At 67.5% G+C, this 17,255-nt stretch carries 15 protein-coding genes; 9 read left to right on the forward strand and 6 right to left on the reverse strand.

What is annotated here, in order from left to right; all coding sequences use genetic code 11:
* Nucleotides 1–26 precede the first annotated feature (26 nt).
* From HL666_RS24025 to HL666_RS24045, 5 genes are all read left to right on the forward strand, one after another.
* On the forward strand, nt 27–1,673 hold the full coding sequence (locus HL666_RS24025; protein WP_172110173.1) for an FGGY-family carbohydrate kinase: 1,647 nt from the start codon (nt 27–29) through the stop codon (nt 1,671–1,673).
* Between the two features lie 2 nt (nt 1,674–1,675).
* The gene (locus tag HL666_RS24030; RefSeq protein ID WP_172183987.1) at nt 1,676–2,623 is read left to right on the forward strand and encodes a carbohydrate kinase family protein; all 948 of its coding nucleotides are present in this window, start codon (nt 1,676–1,678) and stop codon (nt 2,621–2,623) included.
* Nucleotides 2,624–2,766: 143 nt separating this feature from the next.
* The gene (gene glgC, locus HL666_RS24035) at nt 2,767–4,032 is read left to right on the forward strand and encodes a glucose-1-phosphate adenylyltransferase (protein WP_172110171.1); all 1,266 of its coding nucleotides are present in this window, start codon (nt 2,767–2,769) and stop codon (nt 4,030–4,032) included.
* Complete coding sequence (gene glgA / locus HL666_RS24040) at nt 4,029–5,495, forward strand: glycogen synthase GlgA (protein WP_172183989.1); 1,467 nt, start codon at nt 4,029–4,031, stop codon at nt 5,493–5,495. Before glgC ends, glgA begins: the two co-directional genes overlap by 4 nt.
* A 265-nt stretch (nt 5,496–5,760) precedes the next feature.
* Nucleotides 5,761–7,230: an N-acyl-D-amino-acid deacylase family protein gene (locus HL666_RS24045; protein ID WP_172183991.1), complete on the forward strand. Its 1,470-nt coding sequence runs from the start codon at nt 5,761–5,763 to the stop codon at nt 7,228–7,230.
* Nucleotide 7,231: 1 nt separating this feature from the next.
* On the opposite strand, the gene HL666_RS24050 is transcribed toward HL666_RS24045, so the two are convergent.
* From HL666_RS24050 to HL666_RS24060, 3 genes are read right to left on the reverse strand one after another with little or no spacing between them, the layout of a single operon-like run.
* Nucleotides 7,232–7,978, reverse strand: coding sequence for a CoA-transferase (locus HL666_RS24050; RefSeq protein WP_172183993.1), 747 nt, complete (start codon nt 7,976–7,978; stop codon nt 7,232–7,234).
* Nucleotides 7,975–8,793 (reverse strand): CoA transferase subunit A, encoded by an 819-nt coding sequence (locus HL666_RS24055; protein ID WP_172183995.1) that lies wholly within the window; start codon nt 8,791–8,793, stop codon nt 7,975–7,977. The genes HL666_RS24050 and HL666_RS24055 overlap by 4 nt, the downstream gene beginning before the upstream one ends.
* Before the next feature lie 57 nt (nt 8,794–8,850).
* On the reverse strand, nt 8,851–9,876 hold the full coding sequence (locus tag HL666_RS24060) for a LacI family DNA-binding transcriptional regulator (RefSeq protein ID WP_172183997.1): 1,026 nt from the start codon (nt 9,874–9,876) through the stop codon (nt 8,851–8,853).
* Nucleotides 9,877–10,034: 158 nt separating this feature from the next.
* On the opposite strand from HL666_RS24060, the gene HL666_RS24065 reads away from it, so the two are divergent.
* Both HL666_RS24065 and HL666_RS24070 read left to right on the forward strand, forming a co-directional pair.
* Nucleotides 10,035–11,336: a M24 family metallopeptidase gene (locus HL666_RS24065; RefSeq protein WP_172110165.1), complete on the forward strand. Its 1,302-nt coding sequence runs from the start codon at nt 10,035–10,037 to the stop codon at nt 11,334–11,336.
* Nucleotides 11,337–11,361: 25 nt separating this feature from the next.
* Nucleotides 11,362–12,327: an NAD(P)-dependent oxidoreductase gene (locus HL666_RS24070; RefSeq protein WP_172183999.1), complete on the forward strand. Its 966-nt coding sequence runs from the start codon at nt 11,362–11,364 to the stop codon at nt 12,325–12,327.
* Between the two features lie 6 nt (nt 12,328–12,333).
* Here HL666_RS24070 and HL666_RS24075 read toward each other — a convergent pair whose 3' ends face one another.
* From HL666_RS24075 to HL666_RS24085, 3 genes are all read right to left on the reverse strand, one after another.
* On the reverse strand, nt 12,334–13,647 hold the full coding sequence (locus HL666_RS24075) for a tetratricopeptide repeat protein (RefSeq protein WP_172184001.1): 1,314 nt from the start codon (nt 13,645–13,647) through the stop codon (nt 12,334–12,336).
* 1 nt (nt 13,648) lies between these two features.
* Complete coding sequence (locus tag HL666_RS24080) at nt 13,649–14,659, reverse strand: aldo/keto reductase (RefSeq protein ID WP_172133768.1); 1,011 nt, start codon at nt 14,657–14,659, stop codon at nt 13,649–13,651.
* A 152-nt stretch (nt 14,660–14,811) separates the two neighbouring features.
* On the reverse strand, nt 14,812–15,234 hold the full coding sequence (locus HL666_RS24085) for a PaaI family thioesterase (protein ID WP_172110161.1): 423 nt from the start codon (nt 15,232–15,234) through the stop codon (nt 14,812–14,814).
* Nucleotides 15,235–15,311: 77 nt separating this feature from the next.
* Here HL666_RS24085 and HL666_RS24090 point away from each other — a divergent pair, with 77 nt between their 5' ends.
* Both HL666_RS24090 and HL666_RS24095 read left to right on the forward strand, forming a co-directional pair.
* Nucleotides 15,312–15,941, forward strand: coding sequence for an NUDIX hydrolase (locus HL666_RS24090; RefSeq protein WP_172110160.1), 630 nt, complete (start codon nt 15,312–15,314; stop codon nt 15,939–15,941).
* A gap of 25 nt (nt 15,942–15,966) precedes the next feature.
* Nucleotides 15,967–17,145 carry a hypothetical protein gene (locus tag HL666_RS24095; protein WP_172110159.1) on the forward strand — a complete coding sequence of 393 codons (1,179 nt, stop codon included), beginning with the start codon at nt 15,967–15,969 and terminating at the stop codon, nt 17,143–17,145.
* Nucleotides 17,146–17,255: the final 110 nt, after the last annotated feature.

Genomic DNA, 17,255 nt, shown 5'->3' on the forward strand with positions numbered 1-17,255 from the left:
CGCGTCAAATCTGACGGGAGCGAAACATGCGGCAGGCGTTCATCGGTGTCGATGTCGGCACAACCAGCACGCGCGCCGGGATCTTCGATTCCAACGGCCGACTGCTCGCGGCGGCGCGGCATCCGATCCAGACCTGGCACGAGGCCGGTGACGTCGTCGAGCAATCCTCCGACGACATCTGGCGCGCCTGCTGTGCCTCGGTCAAAGCCGCAGTGTCGGAAGCGGCGCTCGCGCCGGAACTGATCAAGGGCATCGGCTTCGACGCGACCTGCTCGCTGGTCGGGGTCGACCGCCAGGGGACACCGCTCACCGTCAGCAGCTCCGGCGATTCCGCTCGCAACGTCATCGTCTGGATGGATCATCGCGCGCTGGCCGAGGCGCGGGACATCAATGCGACCGGGGACGAGGTGCTACGCCATGTCGGCGGCTCGATCTCGCCGGAGATGGAGATGCCGAAGCTGCTCTGGCTGAAGCGGCATCTGCGGACGAGCTTTGACGCCGCGGGGCATTTCTTCGATCTCGCCGACTTCCTCACCTGGCGCGCGACGGGCTCGACGGCGCGCTCGATGTGCACGGTCACCTGCAAGTGGAACTACCTGGCGCACGAGACGCGCTGGAGCGCGGAGTATTTCCGCCGCATCGGGCTCGAGGACTTCGTCACCGAGGACTATGCGCGGATCGGCACCGAGATCGTCGCCCCCGGCACGCCGCTTGGTCGGGGATTGTCGCGCGCGGCCGCGGCGGAGCTCGGCCTCGTGGCGGGGACGCCGGTCGGGGCGGCGCTGATCGACGCGCATGCCGGCGGCATTGGCGCGATCGGCGGCCGCGCGGCCGATGGCGGCGACGTCGATGTCTGCAATCGTCTCGCCTACATCATGGGGACCTCGGCCTGCATCATGGCGACCACGCGTGCACCGTCCTTCGTGCCCGGCGTGTGGGGACCGTATTATCAGGGCATGGTTCCCGGCTTCTGGCTCAACGAGGGCGGTCAGTCCGCGGCGGGCGCCGCGATCGATCACCTGCTGCGCTCGCACCCGGCGTCTGCGGAAGCCACAGCGGCGGCGCGCGCCGAGGGACTGGATGTGATCAGCTTCCTGGAACAGCGGATCATGGCGCGTGCGCCGAGCGTCGGTGCGGCGGCGCTGCTCGCGCGTGACATCCATATTCTTCCCGAATTTCTCGGCAACCGCTCGCCCTATGCCGATCCGGATTCGCGCGCCGTGATCGCCGGCCTGGATCTCGACGCCGATATCGGCGCCATGGAGCGGCTGTTCGTCGCCGGACTATGCGGCCTCGCCTACGGCCTTGCCGATGTCATCGACGCCTTCGCGGCCAATGGCGTCACCAGCCGGACGCTGGTGATGGCCGGTGGCGCCTCGCGCAGCCCGCTGGTGCGCCAGATCATGGCGGACACGACCGGGCTGACGGTGGCGCTGCCGGGCACCCAGGAGCCGGTGCTGCTCGGCGCGGCCATGCTCGGCGCCGTCGCCAGCGGCGCGTTTGACTCAATCGGCGAGACGATGGCCTCGATGTCCTCGCTCGGGCGCCTCAGTGATCCGACCGAGCCTGTTGTCGCATCCTTCCATCGCCGCAAGCGGCGCATCCACGGCCTGCTGCGGACGCTTGATCGCGACAACCGTTCCGTGATGCGTGGCGCCGACGGGGAGGCATGACAATGATCCTGAGCTGCGGTGATGCACTGATCGACTTCGTCCCGGCCAAATCGGCGGACGGACGCGATGTCCTGCGGCCGGTGGTCGGCGGCTCCTGCCTCAACGTCGCGGTCGGCCTGGCGCGGCTGGGTGCGCCGACCGGCTTCGTCGGCGGCATCTCGACCGACCTGTTCGGCACCATGATCGCCGCCCATGCGCAAGCCTCGGACGTCGATCTTCGCTATGCCACCCGCAGCCCTGACCAGACCACGCTGGCCTTCGTTCGCCATGCCGGCAACGAGGCGCAATACGCGTTCTATGACGCCGAGACCGCCGCGCGGAAATGGGCCTATCGGCCGGGCAGCATTCCCTTTGCCGCCATCGAGGCCATCCATGTCGGCTCGACCACGCTGATCCACGACCAGGGCGCGCAGCAGACGCGCGCGATGATCGAAGCGACGCAAGGCGCGGTCACGATCTCGTTCGATCCGAATTGCCGGCCAAATCTCGTGACCGACAAGGCTGCCTATGTCGCAGGCATGGATGAATTCGCCGCCAGCGCCGACCTGATCAAAATGTCGGACGTCGATTTCGACTTCTTGTACGGCCATGACGATTACGCGACGCGGGCTCAGGCGCTGCTGGCGCGCGGCCCAGGCCTGGTCGTCATCACCCGCGGCCCCAGCGGCGCGCTCGGCTGGCATGCGCAAGCCGGCCCGGTCGAGGTCGCGGTGCCCAAGGTCGATGTGGTCGATACGATCGGCGCCGGCGACACCTTCCAGGCCGCGATGCTGTTCGCGTTGCGCAAGCTCGGCCGCATCGGCCGGCAGGCGTTGAAGGGCCTCGGCGAAGCCGAACTGCGCAAGGTGCTGGCCTTTGCCGGCGCGTGTGCCGCCGTCACCTGCACGCGCGAGGGCGCCGACCCGCCGCGCTGGAGCGAGATGGTTGCAACCTGGGATCGCCTGGACTGAAGCACCCCATTGCACTCGGCATTGGGAACTGGTTGGCTATTTCCCCGTCATATGAGAGGACCGGACGCTCGCGCGAGACCTCGCGCCGGCCAGCACGGACCCGCGAAATCGTGACGCGACAACGAGTTGCAGGGAGGAGACATATGGCACCAGCCGCCAGGACCGAACCGCTGTCCCGTCACGCGCTGGCCTTCGTGCTGGCGGGCGGGCGTGGCAGCCGCCTGCTGGAGCTGACCGACCGCCGCGCCAAGCCAGCGGTCTATTTCGGCGGCAAGTCGCGCATCATCGATTTCGCGCTGTCGAACGCCGTCAACTCCGGCATCCGGCGCATCGCCGTGGCCACCCAGTACAAGGCGCACAGCCTGATCCGCCATCTGCAGAACGGCTGGAACTTCTTTCGCCCCGAGCGCAACGAGAGCTTCGACATCCTGCCCGCGAGCCAGCGCGTCTCCGAGACTATGTGGTACGTCGGAACGGCCGATGCCGTGTACCAGAACATCGACATCATCGAGACCTACAACACGAAATATATCGTCGTGCTGGCCGGCGACCACATCTACAAGATGGACTACGAGCTGATGCTGCAGCAGCATGTCGACCAGCGCGCCGACGTCACCGTCGGCTGCCTGGAGATGCCGCGCGAGGAATCCTCGGGCTTCGGGATCATGCACGTCAACGAGGACGACACCATCCACGACTTCATCGAGAAGCCGGCCGATCCGCCGCCGATGCCGGGCAAGCCCGACAAGTCGCTCGCCAGCATGGGCATCTATGTGTTCGACGCCAAGTTCCTGTTCGAGGAGCTGAAGCGTGACGCGGCGGATCCGAACTCCAACCATGATTTCGGCCGCGATATCATTCCCTACATCGTCAGGAACGGCCGCGCCGTCGCGCACCAGTTCTCGCGCTCCTGTGTCCGCGGCGGGCCGGACAAGCACAGCTATTGGCGCGATGTCGGAACGGTCGATGCGTACTGGGCCGCCAATCTCGACCTCACCGATGTCGTGCCCGAACTCGATCTCTACGACCGCTCCTGGCCGATCTGGACCTATTCCGAGATCACGCCGCCGGCCAAGTTCGTCCATGTCGACGGCGGACGTCGCGGCGAGGCGACGTGCTCGCTGGTCTCCGGCGGCTGCATCGTCTCAGGCGCCTCCGTGCAGCGTTCGCTGCTGTTCACGGGAGCTCACCTGCATTCCTACGCCAAGGTGCACAATGCCGTGCTGCTGCCCTACGTCAACGTCGCCCGCCACGCGCGCCTGACCAACGTCGTGGTCGACCGCGGCGTGCAGATTCCGGAAGGCCTCGTGGTCGGCGAGGATCCGGAGTTCGATGCCAAGCGGTTCAGGACCACGGAGAACGGCGTCACCTTGATCACCCAGCCGATGATCGACGGGCTCAATTCATGACGCCGCTGCGCGTTCTGTCGGTTGCCTCCGAGGTCTATCCCATCGTCAAGACCGGCGGTCTCGCCGACGTCGTCGGCGCGCTGCCGTGGGCCCTGATGGCCGAGGACATCGAGGTCCGCACGCTGATCCCCGGCTATCCCGCGGTCATGGCGGCGTTGGAGCAGGTCGGCGAGATCAGCTCGCTGCCGAACTTCTTCGGTGGCAACGCCCGGCTGCTCGGCGGCAGCCACGGCGCGCTCGATCTGTTCGTGCTCGACGCGCCGCATCTGTATGATCGCGAGGGCAATCCCTATCTCGGGCCCGACGGCAAGGATTGGCCGGACAATCCCTTCCGTTTCGCCGCGCTGGCGCGCGCCGCGTCCTATATCGGCCTCGGGGCTGTGCCGAGCTTCGTGCCAGACGTCGTCCATGGCCATGACTGGCAGGCGGGACTGGTGCCGGCCTATCTGCTGTACAGCCACCGGCCGCATCCGGGCACGGTCATGACCGTGCACAATCTGGCGTTCCAGGGCCGCTTCCCCCGCCACTTCCTGCCGCCGCTCGGGCTGCCGCCGGAATCCTTCTCGATCTACGGCCTCGAATATTACGGCGACATCAGCTTCCTGAAGGCGGGGCTGCAATTCGCCGACAAGATCACGACGGTGTCGCCGACCTATGCCAGGGAGATCCAGAGCGACGAGCATGGCATGGGCCTCGGCGGCCTGCTGCGCCAGCGGTCGTCCGATCTGGTCGGCATCCTCAACGGAATCGACACGACGGTGTGGGATCCCGGCAACGACCCGGCGATCCCGTCGCATTTCGGCATCGAGAAACTCGAAGCCCGCGCGCCGAACAAGGCCGCGCTGCAGACGCGCATGGGGCTGCAGGTCTCGCCGGAGACGTTTCTGCTCGGCGTCGTCAGCCGGCTGACGTCGCAGAAGGGGCTCGACCTGCTGCTGTCGTGCTTGCCGACATTGACCAGTGCCGGCATCCAGCTGGCGCTGCTCGGCGATGGCGAGGCCGAATTGCGTGAGGCGTTCCGCGCCGCGGCCGCGCGCCATCCCGGCCAGATCGGCGTCGTCATCGGCTATGATGAGGGTCTCGCGCATCTGGTCCAGGCCGGCTGCGACGCGCTGGTGGTGCCGTCGCGCTTCGAGCCGTGCGGGCTGACGCAGCTCTGCGCGCTGCGCTACGGGGCGCTGCCGATCGTCACCGCGGTGGGCGGCCTCGCCGACACCGTGATCGACGAGACCGAGGCCGGCGTCGCCGCCACCGGCTTTAAATGCGCCTCCGTCACGGCAGAGGCGCTCGACCAGACCCTGCGCCGCGCCGCCGCCGCCTTCTACGCCGCGCGCAGCAACGCCTCGAACTGGACCCGCATGCAGCTCAACGCGATGCTGACCGACGTGTCGTGGCGGCATCGCGCCGGCCGATATGCCGATCTGTACCGGCAGATCGTCGCGCAGCGGAAGCCGACGGGATAGCGCCGGGCGGCTATTTGATGCGAGCATTGCGCCGCTTGCTCGGGTCCTTACCTCACCCCGCTTGCCCAGCCCTCTCCCCGTGAAGAACGGGGAGAGGGAGCAGACCGCCGTCGCCGCCCGGCAAGTGCTCGACAATCTCGACATGAGAGGGCTCGACCATAATGGCAGGGCCACCCAGCGTTCTGCTCATGCCAATCGCACTGGACGCATCGCCATGGCCCGCTGATAGTCACGCCAGTTTTCAGACAACGCCGTGCGAGACCTCATGCCCGACACAACGCCTTCAACCTCCTTCGACCTCATCATCCGTGGCGGTACCGTCATCGACGGCACGCGCGCGACGCGGTTCGAGGCGGACGTCGGCATCAAGGATGGCAGGATCGTCGCCATCGGCGAGCTCGATCATGGCAAGGCAGACCGCGTGATCGACGCCACCGGCCGCATCGTCGCCCCAGGCTTCATCGATGCCCACACCCATGACGACAGTGCGGTGCTGGTCGATCCCGGCATGACCTGCAAGGTCTCGCAGGGCGTGACCTTGGTGGTGACCGGCAATTGCGGCGTCAGCATCGCGCCGCTGAAGCCGGGCTCGCCGCGGCCGATGCCGCTTGGGCTGCTGTCGCCCGGCGACGGCCGCGTCGCCGAGTACGCCTCGTTCGCGGACTACGTGGCCGCCCTGCGCGCGGCCCCGTCCGCCGTGAATGTCGCGCCGATGACCGGACACACCTCGCTGCGCGCGTCCGTCGTGAGCGATCTCGGCCGCGCGGCGACCGAGAGCGAAATCGCCGAAATGCGCGCCTATGTGCAGGAGGCGCTGGACGCCGGCGCGATCGGCGTCTCGACCGGGACGTTCTATCCGCCGGCGGAAGCGGCGCCGACCGAGGAGATCATCGAGGTCTGCCGCCCGCTTACCGGCAGCGGCGGCGTCTATGCCACGCATATGCGCAATGAGGCGGACGATGTCGTCAAATCGCTGGAGGAGAGCTTTGCGATCGGCAAGGCGCTCGACGTTCAGGTCGTGATCTCGCACCACAAGGTGGTGGGCCCGGCGAATTTCGGCCGGACGAAGGAGACACTGCCGCTGTTGACCAAGGCGATGAGCTGCCAATGCGTCGCGCTCGACTGCTATCCCTACAACGCGTCGTCGACGATGCTGCACACCGACCCGGCCAAGCTGCAGGTCAAGGTCGTGGTGGCGGCATCCGGTCCGCACCCGGAAGTCGCGGGCCGCGATCTGGCCGACATCGCCGCCGCCTGGGGCGTCGATCGGCTGGAAGCGGCGAAGCGGCTGCAACCGGCGTCGGCGATCTATTTCGCGATGGACGAGGCCGACGTGCAGACCATCCTCGCCTTCGAGCCGACCATGATCGGCTCCGATGGCCTGCCATTCGGCGAGCGGCCGCATCCGCGCCTCTGGGGCACGTTCCCGCGCGTGCTCGGCTATTACTGCCGCGAGCTCGCGCTGTTCTCGCTGGAGACAGCGGTGTGGAAAATGAGCGGCTTGACCGCGCGGAATTTCGGCATCAGGGGTCGTGGCACGCTGGCGGTCGGCAACCATGCCGACATCACCATCTTCGATGCCGCCAGCGTGCGCGACAGCGCGACCTATGACGAGCCCTGCGTGCCCGCGGCCGGCATCGAGGCCGTCATCGTCAATGGCGCGCTGACCTGGTGGCAGGGCGCGCACCAGAACGCGCGCGCCGGGCAGGTGATCACGCGCGCGTCGTTGCAGTGAGCTACGCCGCGGCCATGGTGCGAGCGAACTCCGGATAGCACTCCGCGAGCTCGTTGCGGATTTGGCCGCGGATCAGCTCGGCGGTCGTCCGGTCGGGCGCTGGCGTCGGCGGCACGATCTCCGGCATCGCATAATCGAAGCCGGTGCGGTCGCGCACATCCTCGGCGGAGTAGCCGGGATGCACCGAGCGCAGCCGGAAGCCGCCGCGCTCGCGGTCGAAATCGAACAGCGCGAGGTTCGTCAGCAGCGCGTGCGGGCCGCCGCGCCGCTTCACCTCCGGCGTCGTTGCCGCGGCGCTGACGAAATCCACCTTCGGCACCAGCACGCGCGGCGAATGCTCCTCGCGGAACAGGATCACGCGCGGGACGAGGTGGTAGAGATAGGCCGAGCCGAACGAGCCCGGCCAGCGGACGTCCATGCGTGGATAGTCGCCGGTGCCGACCAGGTTGATGTTGCCCGCGCCGTCGATCTGGCCGCCGCCGAGGAAGAACGCATCGACGCGGCCCTGCGCGGCGCAGTCGAACAGCTCGACGCCGCCATTGGTGAAGAAGTTGTGCCGGCTCGAGCCGAGGATCGAGATGCGCACCGGCGGCTTGCCCTGTTGTTCGTTGCGCGCCCGCAGCAGCATCGCGCCCGCGGCCGGAATTGGCGAGGAGGCGCCGACGGCGACATGGCGGATGCCGTCGAGCAGCCCGGCGATGACGGTGATCAGCAGCTCTTTCCGTGCGCGATCGTCCTGCATGGTCATGCCACCTGCTTGCCGCGGCTCAGGAAGGCGGAGAGATAGGCGCGAAACCCCTCGTCCGTGCGCGCCATCGCGGCGTAACGCGCGAGCTCGGCGCCATCGGTCTCATATTCGTCCCACAGGGGAAGCGGCCAGGCGCCGTTCTCGGCGACCGCGATCGCATCGACATAGAGCGCCGGCAGCACGCCGGCGGCGGAATCCTCGGTCGCCATCAGGTCGCGCTCGACGATGCGCTCGACGGTGACCAGCGTGCGCCTTGCGGCGTAGGCCATGGTCGCGAGCTCGCGATAGCGGCCGATGCGGACATTGCCGAAGCGGTCGGCTTCGGGCGCGTGGAACAGCGCGATGTCGGGCGTGATCGCGGGCACCACCACCACCTTGCCGGGCTCGCCAACCGGGCTGTCGATCACCTTCCAGTCGGGACGGACCTCGAGCAGGTCGCTGCCGACGATGCCGGCGATCGGCATGAACGGCACGCCTTTTTGCGCGGCCAACAGGCCGGCATGGATCGCGGGGCAGGTGGCGTCGCGCAGCCTGATGCTGCCGGCGCGGATGGCCGCAGCGAAGCGCGGCGCGCCGCCGGCTTCGCCGAGCGAGACGGCGCTGGTTTCGACCGATGACGCCACGCCTGCGCCGATCAGCAGATCGGCCTGCAGCCCGCTGATCGGCACGCAGACCAGGTGCAGCCCGGTCAGGCCGGCCTCGATCATCGCTGCTGTCGCGGCCATCGAGACGCCGGCACGGTCCACCGGGATCGTCACCGACTGGCCCGGTTCAATCGACGCAACGAGCGCCTGCAAGCCGACCATCTCGGTCATCGGCGTGTCCTCCTGTTGTTGCTTCGACGTCGAATGTAGCCGTGCTTCGCGGAGCTGTCAGTGGCCACATGCGATGGTCGACCCCCGGATGATCAGCTGCGGCGCGAGCACGATGTGCTCGCTTGCCGCCTCGGGACCGGCAATCCGTGCCAGCAGCAGCCGCGCTGCGGCTTCGCCCATGTCGCGCTGCGCGATACGTATGGTGGTGAGCGGCGGCGCGACCATGTCGACGAACGGCATGTCGTTGTGACCGACGACGGAGACGTCGTGGGGGCAGGCCAGGCCGCGCACGGCCAGCGCGTCATAGACGCCGAGCGCCAGCAGGTCATTGGCGGCGACGATGGCGGTCGGCCTGATGCGGCGAGCGAGCAGGCGCAGCGCAGCCTCGCGGCCCGCCGCCCGCGTATAGGCCTCGACCGTCTCGACCGGGGTGTGGCGGGCGGCCAGGCCGGCATCCCGGACGCTGGCCTCGAAGCCGGCGCGCCGGCGGGCGCCGGTCGAGACGTGCTGCGGGCCCGCGACATGACCGATACGCTGATGGCCGAGCGCGACGAGATGTTCGACAGCAAGACGCATGCCCGCCGCATCATCACTGGCGGCCGAAGGCAACTGCCCGGCGGCATCGACGCGATTGACGAGCACGACCGGCAGCGCCGCATCCAGGCAATGCTTCACGACGTCGTCGCGCAAGGTGACCGTCGCCAGCACCAGGCCATCGACGCCACGGGCGATCAGACGGTCGACGAGATCCTGCTCCGAGCCGTTGCTGCCGACGTCGACGACGATCGTCGCATAGCCTTCGGCATTGAGATGATCGGTGATGCCGGACAGCACCGGCGGAAAGCCGGGGTCGGCGATATCGGGGGCGAGCACGCCGATCAGGCCGCTGCGTCCGGTGCGAAGGCCCTTGGCGGCCATGTTGAGTCGATAGCCGAGCGCGTTGGCGGCGGCCTTGATCCGGTCCGCGACGTCGTCGGCGACGAGGTGCTTCATCGCGGGGCTCAGGGCGCGCGAGACCGTCGAGGGGTGCACGCCGCAACGGGCGGCAACGTCCTTGATCGTCGGGCGCGATGCTGCCGCCATGCGTCGGCTCACCGTCGATTGCAACGTCCGCTTCATATCCAGCCCTCGATGTCGCAGCGCAGCGACGTTTTGGCCCGATCCTACCTTGACACCCTTAACGTGTGTGCAATAAATCCGGCTGTGCAATCGATTGCAATAGCCCACAGGGAAACGTCCACATGACAGCGAGCGCGCTGAAGCCGCATCTGGTCAGCCCCGAGCATCTCGACCCGCACTGGCGCTGGGGACGGGCGATCCCTTCGCACGGCCATGTCTCGGTCGATTTCGAACGGCGTGTGGATTTCGATCGCCTCAGGCGATACCGGCTGGCCCGGGCGCGAATGGCCCTGAAGAACTCGGGCTGCGGCGCATTGCTGCTGTTCGACGTCAACAACATCCGCTACGTCTCGGGCACCAAGATCGGCGAGTGGGAGCGCGACAAGCTGTGTCGTTTCGCGCTGCTGGCCGGCGATGGCGAGCCGATCGTGTGGGATTTCGGCTCGGCCGCCGTGCATCACCGGATGTTCTGCGACTGGCTTGCGCCGGAGAACTGCCGGGCCGGCATGCTGGGCATGCGCGGCACGGTGCCGCCGGCCGTCGGGCTGATGAAGGCGCATGCCGAGGAGGTGATGAGCCTCTTGCGCGCAGCCGGCGTCGCCGACATGCCGGTCGGCGTCGACCTTGCCGAGACCGCGATGTTCTTCGAGTTGCAGAAGGCCGGCATGAAGGTGGTCGACGGCCAGCAGGTGATGCTGGACGCCCGCGAGATCAAGAACATCGACGAGATCATGCTGCTCAACCAGGCCGCCGCCATGGTCGACGGCGTCTATCACTCGATCTACGAGAACCTGAAACCGGGTGTACGCGAGAACGACATCGTCGCACTCGCCAACAAGATGCTCTACGAGATGGGCTCCGACGACGTCGAGGCGATCAACGCCATCTCCGGCGAGCGTTGCAATCCGCATCCGCACAATTTCACCGACCGCATCCTGCGCCCCGGCGACCAGGCCTTCTTCGACATCCTGCAGTCCTATCAGGGCTACCGGACCTGCTACTACCGCACTTTCAATATCGGCCGCGCGACGCCCGCGCAGCACGATGCCTACAAGCAGTGCCGCGAATGGCTCGACAATGCGATTGCGCTGATCAGGCCCGGCGTGTCGACGGACACCGTCGCGAAGGTGTGGCCGAAAGCCGAAGAGTTCGGCTTTCCCTCGGAGATGGCCGCGTTCGGCCTGCAATTCGGCCACGGCCTCGGCCTTGCGCTGCACGAGCGTCCGATCATCTCTCGCCTCGTCTCGTTGGACAACCCGATGGAGATCAAGACCGGCATGGTGTTTGCGCTGGAGACCTATTGCCCGGCCACCGACGGCTTCTCCGCCGCGCGCATCGAGGAGGAGGTCGTCGTCACCGACAAGGGCTGCCAGGTGATCACGCTGTTTCCCGCGGAAGAACTGCCGATCGCCAACCGCTACTGAGCGAATTTGAGAGGGAGTAACGCAGATGGCAGCGACGCATTCGCTCGGCTGGATCGGCATGGGGCGCATGGGCTATCCGATGGCCGAGCGCCTGCTCAAGGCCGGCCACAAGGTGTCGATCTTCAACCGTACGCGTGCCAAGGCCGAGCCGCTGGCGGCGAAGGGCGGCGTCATCGTCGACCATCCGGGCGATCTTGCGGGATGCGATATCGTGTTCACGATGGTGTCGACCGGCAAGGATCTCGAGCAGGTGTATTTCGGCGACAACGGCCTTGTCGCCTCGCGCGACGGGCCGCGTCCGAAATTCCTCGTCGACTGCTCATCGATCGGCATCGAGCAATCGGAGGCGATTGCCGCCAAGCTGAATCAGCTCGGCTGCGAGTTCGTGCGCGCTCCGGTGTCGGGCAACGGCAAATGCGTCAAGGCCGGCAAGCTGTCGTCGGTCGTCTCCGGACCGAAGCCCGCGTTCGACATCATCGAGCCTTATCTCGCCAAGATCGCCGTCTCCGGCGTGTCCTATGTCGGCGAGGGCGAGCTGGCGCGGATCTGCAAGATCGCGCACAACGTGTTCCTCGGCGTCGTGATCCAGAACCTCGCCGAGATCACGATCCTGGCGCAGAAGGCCGGCGTGCCGCGCCACGCGTTCTTGAACTTCATGAACGCGAGCGTGATGGGCTCGACCTTCACCAGGTACAAGAGTAACGCGCTGGTCAATCTCGACTGGACCACGACGTTCACGCCGCCGCTGCTGCGCAAGGATCTCGATCTCGGCCTGTCGGCGGCGCGCCAGCTCGACGTCGCGATGCCGGTGACGGCAGCGACCCGGGAGGCGCTGCAGGCCCATGTCGGCGCCGCCTCGCTGCAATCAGAGCCCGCGGCCTATCTGGAGAAGGATTTTGCGGCGCTGCTGGAGACCGTGGCGCTTGCCGCCGGCCTCAAGCTTGCGCCGGAGAACGTGCCGATGCCGACCGGCCTGGAGACGGAGGGGTAAGGCGGCTCAGTTGCCGGTGAGCGCCCGCCACCGCGCATCGCGCGCCGAGGGACGACGGTGCAGGCGGGCGTCCAGCACGTCACGGGCCTGCGCCAGCGCGCCGCTCCGGATCAGCGCCAGGATGTAGGTGTCCTCGATCACCTCGCGCTGGGCATGGCTGCCGCCGATGCGGGCGAGATCTCCCATCACCGGTGCGAGCTCGCGGGTGCAGCCGCGCCAGTTGCCGTCGGCAAAGGCCCGCAGGGCGCGCAGCATGTGTGGCACGATGCGGCCTGCGGGGAGCTTGCCCTCCGCCAGCCGCCGCTCCATCGCGGTCAGGCGCCCCTTGAGGGCGGCACCGTCATGCGTCGCGGCGGCGATCATCACGAGGTGCATCTCGACGAAGGCGAGACTCGAGCTCGTGAAGCGATTGCTCGCATAAGCGGCCGTCTCGGCCCACGCATTGGGTGGCACCGGCTGCTGTTCCGCCGTCAATCGCCAGAGCAGCGAGGCGCAGTCGGACAGCGTGTTGAGCGGCGGCGCGGCGTCCATCGTCGGCACCAGCACGTCCCTGTAGACCGCCAATGCCTTCTCCGCATCGCCGCGATCAAGCGCGCCCAGCGCCTGGTGCCAGCAGATGTGACCGTGCAGCATGCCGGTGCGGTCGTAGTCGCCGATCCACCCCTCGACGAGCGCATCCGCCTCGTCCAGCGAGCCGTCCTCGAACATCGCATGCAGCAGCGCATGCACAGCGTAGGCATTGTGCCGGCGCAGCGCGAAGCTGTGCTCGGTGACGGCGCGGCCCTTCGCCGGCTCGCCGGCCTCGGTCAGTGCCCAGCCGTGGTTGGACATGAACCACCAGTCCTCGCCATAGGCTTCGGCAAAGCGGTCGCAGAGGTCGCGGCGGGCGGCGTCGTGATCGGCGCGGCCGGAGAAGGCGAGCAGGCCGAACGCGCCGAGCGGCAGCGCCATGATCATGGCGTCGCGCGGCCAGTTCGCCAGATGCGCCAGCGTCGCGGTCATCGCGTCCGCGCCGCGGCCTTCGATGACGAGCGCCAAAGTCGCGATATGGCCCTGCTCGCGCGGCGTGCCGTTCGCGGTCGCGAGGTCGCGAGCGCGCTTGATGGTCTGCAGCGCCGGCTCGCGCTGCTGATAGATGGCATGGATGCGCGCGCGGGCCGCGTGCGCCAGCGCGAAATCCGGATCGAGCATGATCGCGCGCTCGAAGGCATCAATCGCGCCGGGCCAGAACGCGAGCAGCAGATCCATGCCCTCACGATAAGCGGCAGCCGCCTCGGCGGAGGCGGTCGACAGCGGCAGGCCGTAGCGATCCTCCTCCATCTCAGCCCACCCGTGCCCTGCGGCCCTCGATCGGATAGGCCGGGTCGTTGTAGCCGGGCGTCGAGGCGTGGCCGGTGACGACCAGGCGCTCGATCAGCGCCTCGTCGTCGGCGGCAAACGGATAGTCCAGCGCGCGGACGTAGTCGTCCCATTGCGACTCGGTGCGGGGGCCTGCGATGACCGAGCTGATGAAGGCCGAGTTCAGCACCCAGGCGACCGCGAACTGGCCGGGGGCGAAACCCTTGGCCTCGGCGTGGCGCTTGATCTCCTGTGCCAGCTTCAAGGATTCCGGCCGCCATTCGGTCTGCATCATTCTCGTGTCGTTGCGGCCCGCCCGCGTCTCCCTGTCGGGCGGCGCATCGGGGCTGTACTTCCCAGTCAGCACGCCACGCGCCAAAGGGCTGTAGGGGACGACGCCCAGGCCGTAATAGCCGCAAGCGGGCAGGTGCTCGACCTCGGGCATCCGGTTCATCGCGTTGTAGTAGGGCTGGCTGACCACAGGGCGGTCGATGCCCATGGCATCGCAGAGATTGCAGATCTCGGCGAGCCGCCAGGCGCGGTAGTTGGAGACGCCGAAATAGCGGATCTTGCCGGCCCGCATGAGGTCGCCGATCGCGCGCACGGTCTCCTCCAGCGGCGTCGCGTGATCCTCCTTGTGCAGGTAGTAGATGTCGATGTGTCCGGTGCCGAGGCGCTTGAGGCTCTCCTCGGCCGCCTGCAGCACCCAGCGCCGCGACAGGCCGGCGCGGTTGGGATCATCGCCCATCGGGTTGGCCAGCTTCGTCGCAACGATCCAGCGGTCGCGCTCACCCGCGATGGCGCGGCCGACCACCTCCTCGGAGGCGCCCTTGTTGTAGGCGTCGGCGGTGTCGATGAAATTGATGCCGGCGTCCCGCGCCTTGCTGATGATGCGGGCGGATGTCGGCTCGTCGGCAGGACCGCCGAACATCATCGTGCCCAGGCAGATCGGCGACACTTTCAGGCCGGAACGGCCGAGCTGGCGATAGTTCATTGAAGCCTCATTCCTGCCATAAGCGAGCATGGATTTGAGGGACGATAGCTCGCCCCGCGCGTCATTGCGAGCGCAGCGAAGCAATCCAGGGCTGCGCGCGCGATTCAGCATTGCTTCGCTCCGCACTGCGCTCGCAATGACGGCGGAGAAGCCTACTCGCTCCTCAAGATCTTGAACACGCCGGAGGCCATCGCGATCACGCGGTCAGCAGCGGTGACCTCGGTGGTGATGAACACCAGGCTGCGTGTGATCCGCACCACGTGCGGCCGAGACACCAGCGTCTCGCCGATCTTCCCGGACTCGACGAAATGCGTATCGAACTGGATCGTCGCCATGTGCTCCTTGCCGGCGGCATAGCGGGCCGTCATGCCGCAGCTGCGGTCCGCCAACGTCATGATCACGCCCCCCTGGACCAGGCCGCGACGATTGTGGTGCTTGTCCTCGGTGACGATGGCGTATTCGTGAACGCCATCGACGACGCGTTGCCACAGCGGCCCGATCAGGTGCAGGAAGCCCGAGGTGTCGACGATCTCCCAGCCGTCAGCTGTCATTCTGGCCGCGGCTGATTTCGTCATCTCTCGACCTTCCCTGTCCCCGCCACTTCGGCTTGCGGGCCGTTTCATCGGTCGCCGGCGTGGTGTAGTCAAGTTGCATGGCCATGCCGTTCGACGATGCCACAAGGCGGAAAATCGCAAGCCGTTGCGCCGATTTCGTGCGACGGGACCCGGCGGAGCCGATGGCCTCGCTGAAGCCTGCGGCCGTGGTGATCGCGCTCGCCCCAGAGCACGAGACCGGGACCACGGCGCTGCTGCTCACCCTGCGTGCCGCGGGCCTGCGCAGCCATGGCGGACAATGGGCGCTGCCAGGCGGGCGTTGTGATGCCGGCGAGACGCCGGTCGAGGCGGCCTTGCGCGAACTGTCGGAAGAGCTCGGTCTGATGCTGGCGCCCGACGCCGTGCTCGGCCTGCTCGACGACTATCCGACGCGGTCGGGCTATCTGATTACCCCCGTCATCGTATGGGCGGCGAATGGCCGCACGCTCCGGCCGAATCCGGACGAGGTCGCCTCGGTGCACCGGATCGGCCTCGATGCGATCGCGGCGGACGACGCGTTCGATTTCACCGTCATCCCCGAGAGCACGCGGCGCGTGATCAGGTTTCATGCCCGCGAGGGCCTGATCCATGCGCCGACCGCCGCCATGATCTATCAGTTCCGCGAGGTGCTGGCCGGCCGCGACACTCGCGTCCACGAGCTGGAACAGCCTGTGTTTGCCTGGAAGTAGCCGCCGTTTCGGCTACAAGGGCAACATGCTTCATCAGCCGATTCGCACGCTCGCCTTAATTGTCGCCGGCGCCGTCGCAGGCGCCTCGTCCCTGCTGGCGGAACCCGGCCCCGCTGCAGCTCCGCGCGATGCGCTGGCCCAGATGGCCTCGCCTGCGGCGATTGCGGAGTACCAGCGCAAGCTCGCCGAATATCAGCAGGCCCGCGCCGCGTTCGACCAGGAGGCGGGAGCCTATTGGAAGGCGATCTCCGACAAGCGCCGGACGCGCAACGCCAAGCGTCGCGACCGGCAGCCGATCGGGCTCGACGATTATGTGCTGGAGCAGCCGCCGGTCTACAGCGGTCCGAAGCGGCCCGTGAATCCGGAGCCGGAGCCTGAAGGCGAGCCGCGGGAGCGCAAATACATCCCTGTCGTCGCCGACCTCGTGAAGGCGGCGCAGGAGCATTTCCAATGGTCGCCGCAGCGACCGAACAACGACATCGATTTCAAGCGCGCCTACGCACGCTTCGCTGCCGCCGCCGGGCTCACGCGGGAGCAGGCGGTGCGCGTCTATGCCTTCGAGACCGGGGGCAACGGCAAGCACGACTCGCAATCGGGCTTCAAGGGCAACCGGGCGATCTCGACCGCGATCGGTTACAATCAGCTGCTGACGACCAACAGTGTCGAGCTGCTGGCGGAGCAGGGGCCGCTGTTCATCCGTCTGCTCGGCGAGCGCGTCGCGCACACGTCGGGCCCGGCGCGCGGCGCGATGGAGCACAAGCTGGCCGTCCTGAAGAAGATGGTCGCGATCGCGCGCTCCGTGCCCGACGAGTGGTCGGCGCATGAGAAGATCGGCAATACCCCGCAGGGCTGGGCGATGCATGCGATGGTGCTGGATATCGACGTCGGGCCGATGCTGCAGACCCACAAGCTGTTGACGTCGGTGCTGTTCGCGCGCGCCAAGGGCTACACGAGGCCGCTCTCGGCCGCCGAGCTCGAGATGATGAACCTGACCGGCGACGGCACCGGCTTCGACATGGTGACGATGCCGCTGGACATGCGCGACCAGGTCCCGACCGCGAACTTCTTCCAGCGCGGCGGTTATGAGCGCAATCCCGTCGCCGTCCGCCACAACACCGTGGCGAAGCTGCTCGCGGTCACCGATGCCAGAATGGACTCGCTGAGCAATCTCCCTGGCGCCAAGGAGCTGGCGGCTGCGTTCTGAGGAGCTCGCCTGGCGCATCCGTTCGGATGCGCGATGCACACCCCAGCGTCGTCCCGGCGAAAGCCGGGACCCAGAATCTCAGGACGTTGTGATCGTGACGAACGTTGCTC

The sequence above is a fragment of the Bradyrhizobium aeschynomenes genome (assembly GCF_013178945.1).
Taxonomy (GTDB): domain Bacteria; phylum Pseudomonadota; class Alphaproteobacteria; order Rhizobiales; family Xanthobacteraceae; genus Bradyrhizobium; species Bradyrhizobium aeschynomenes.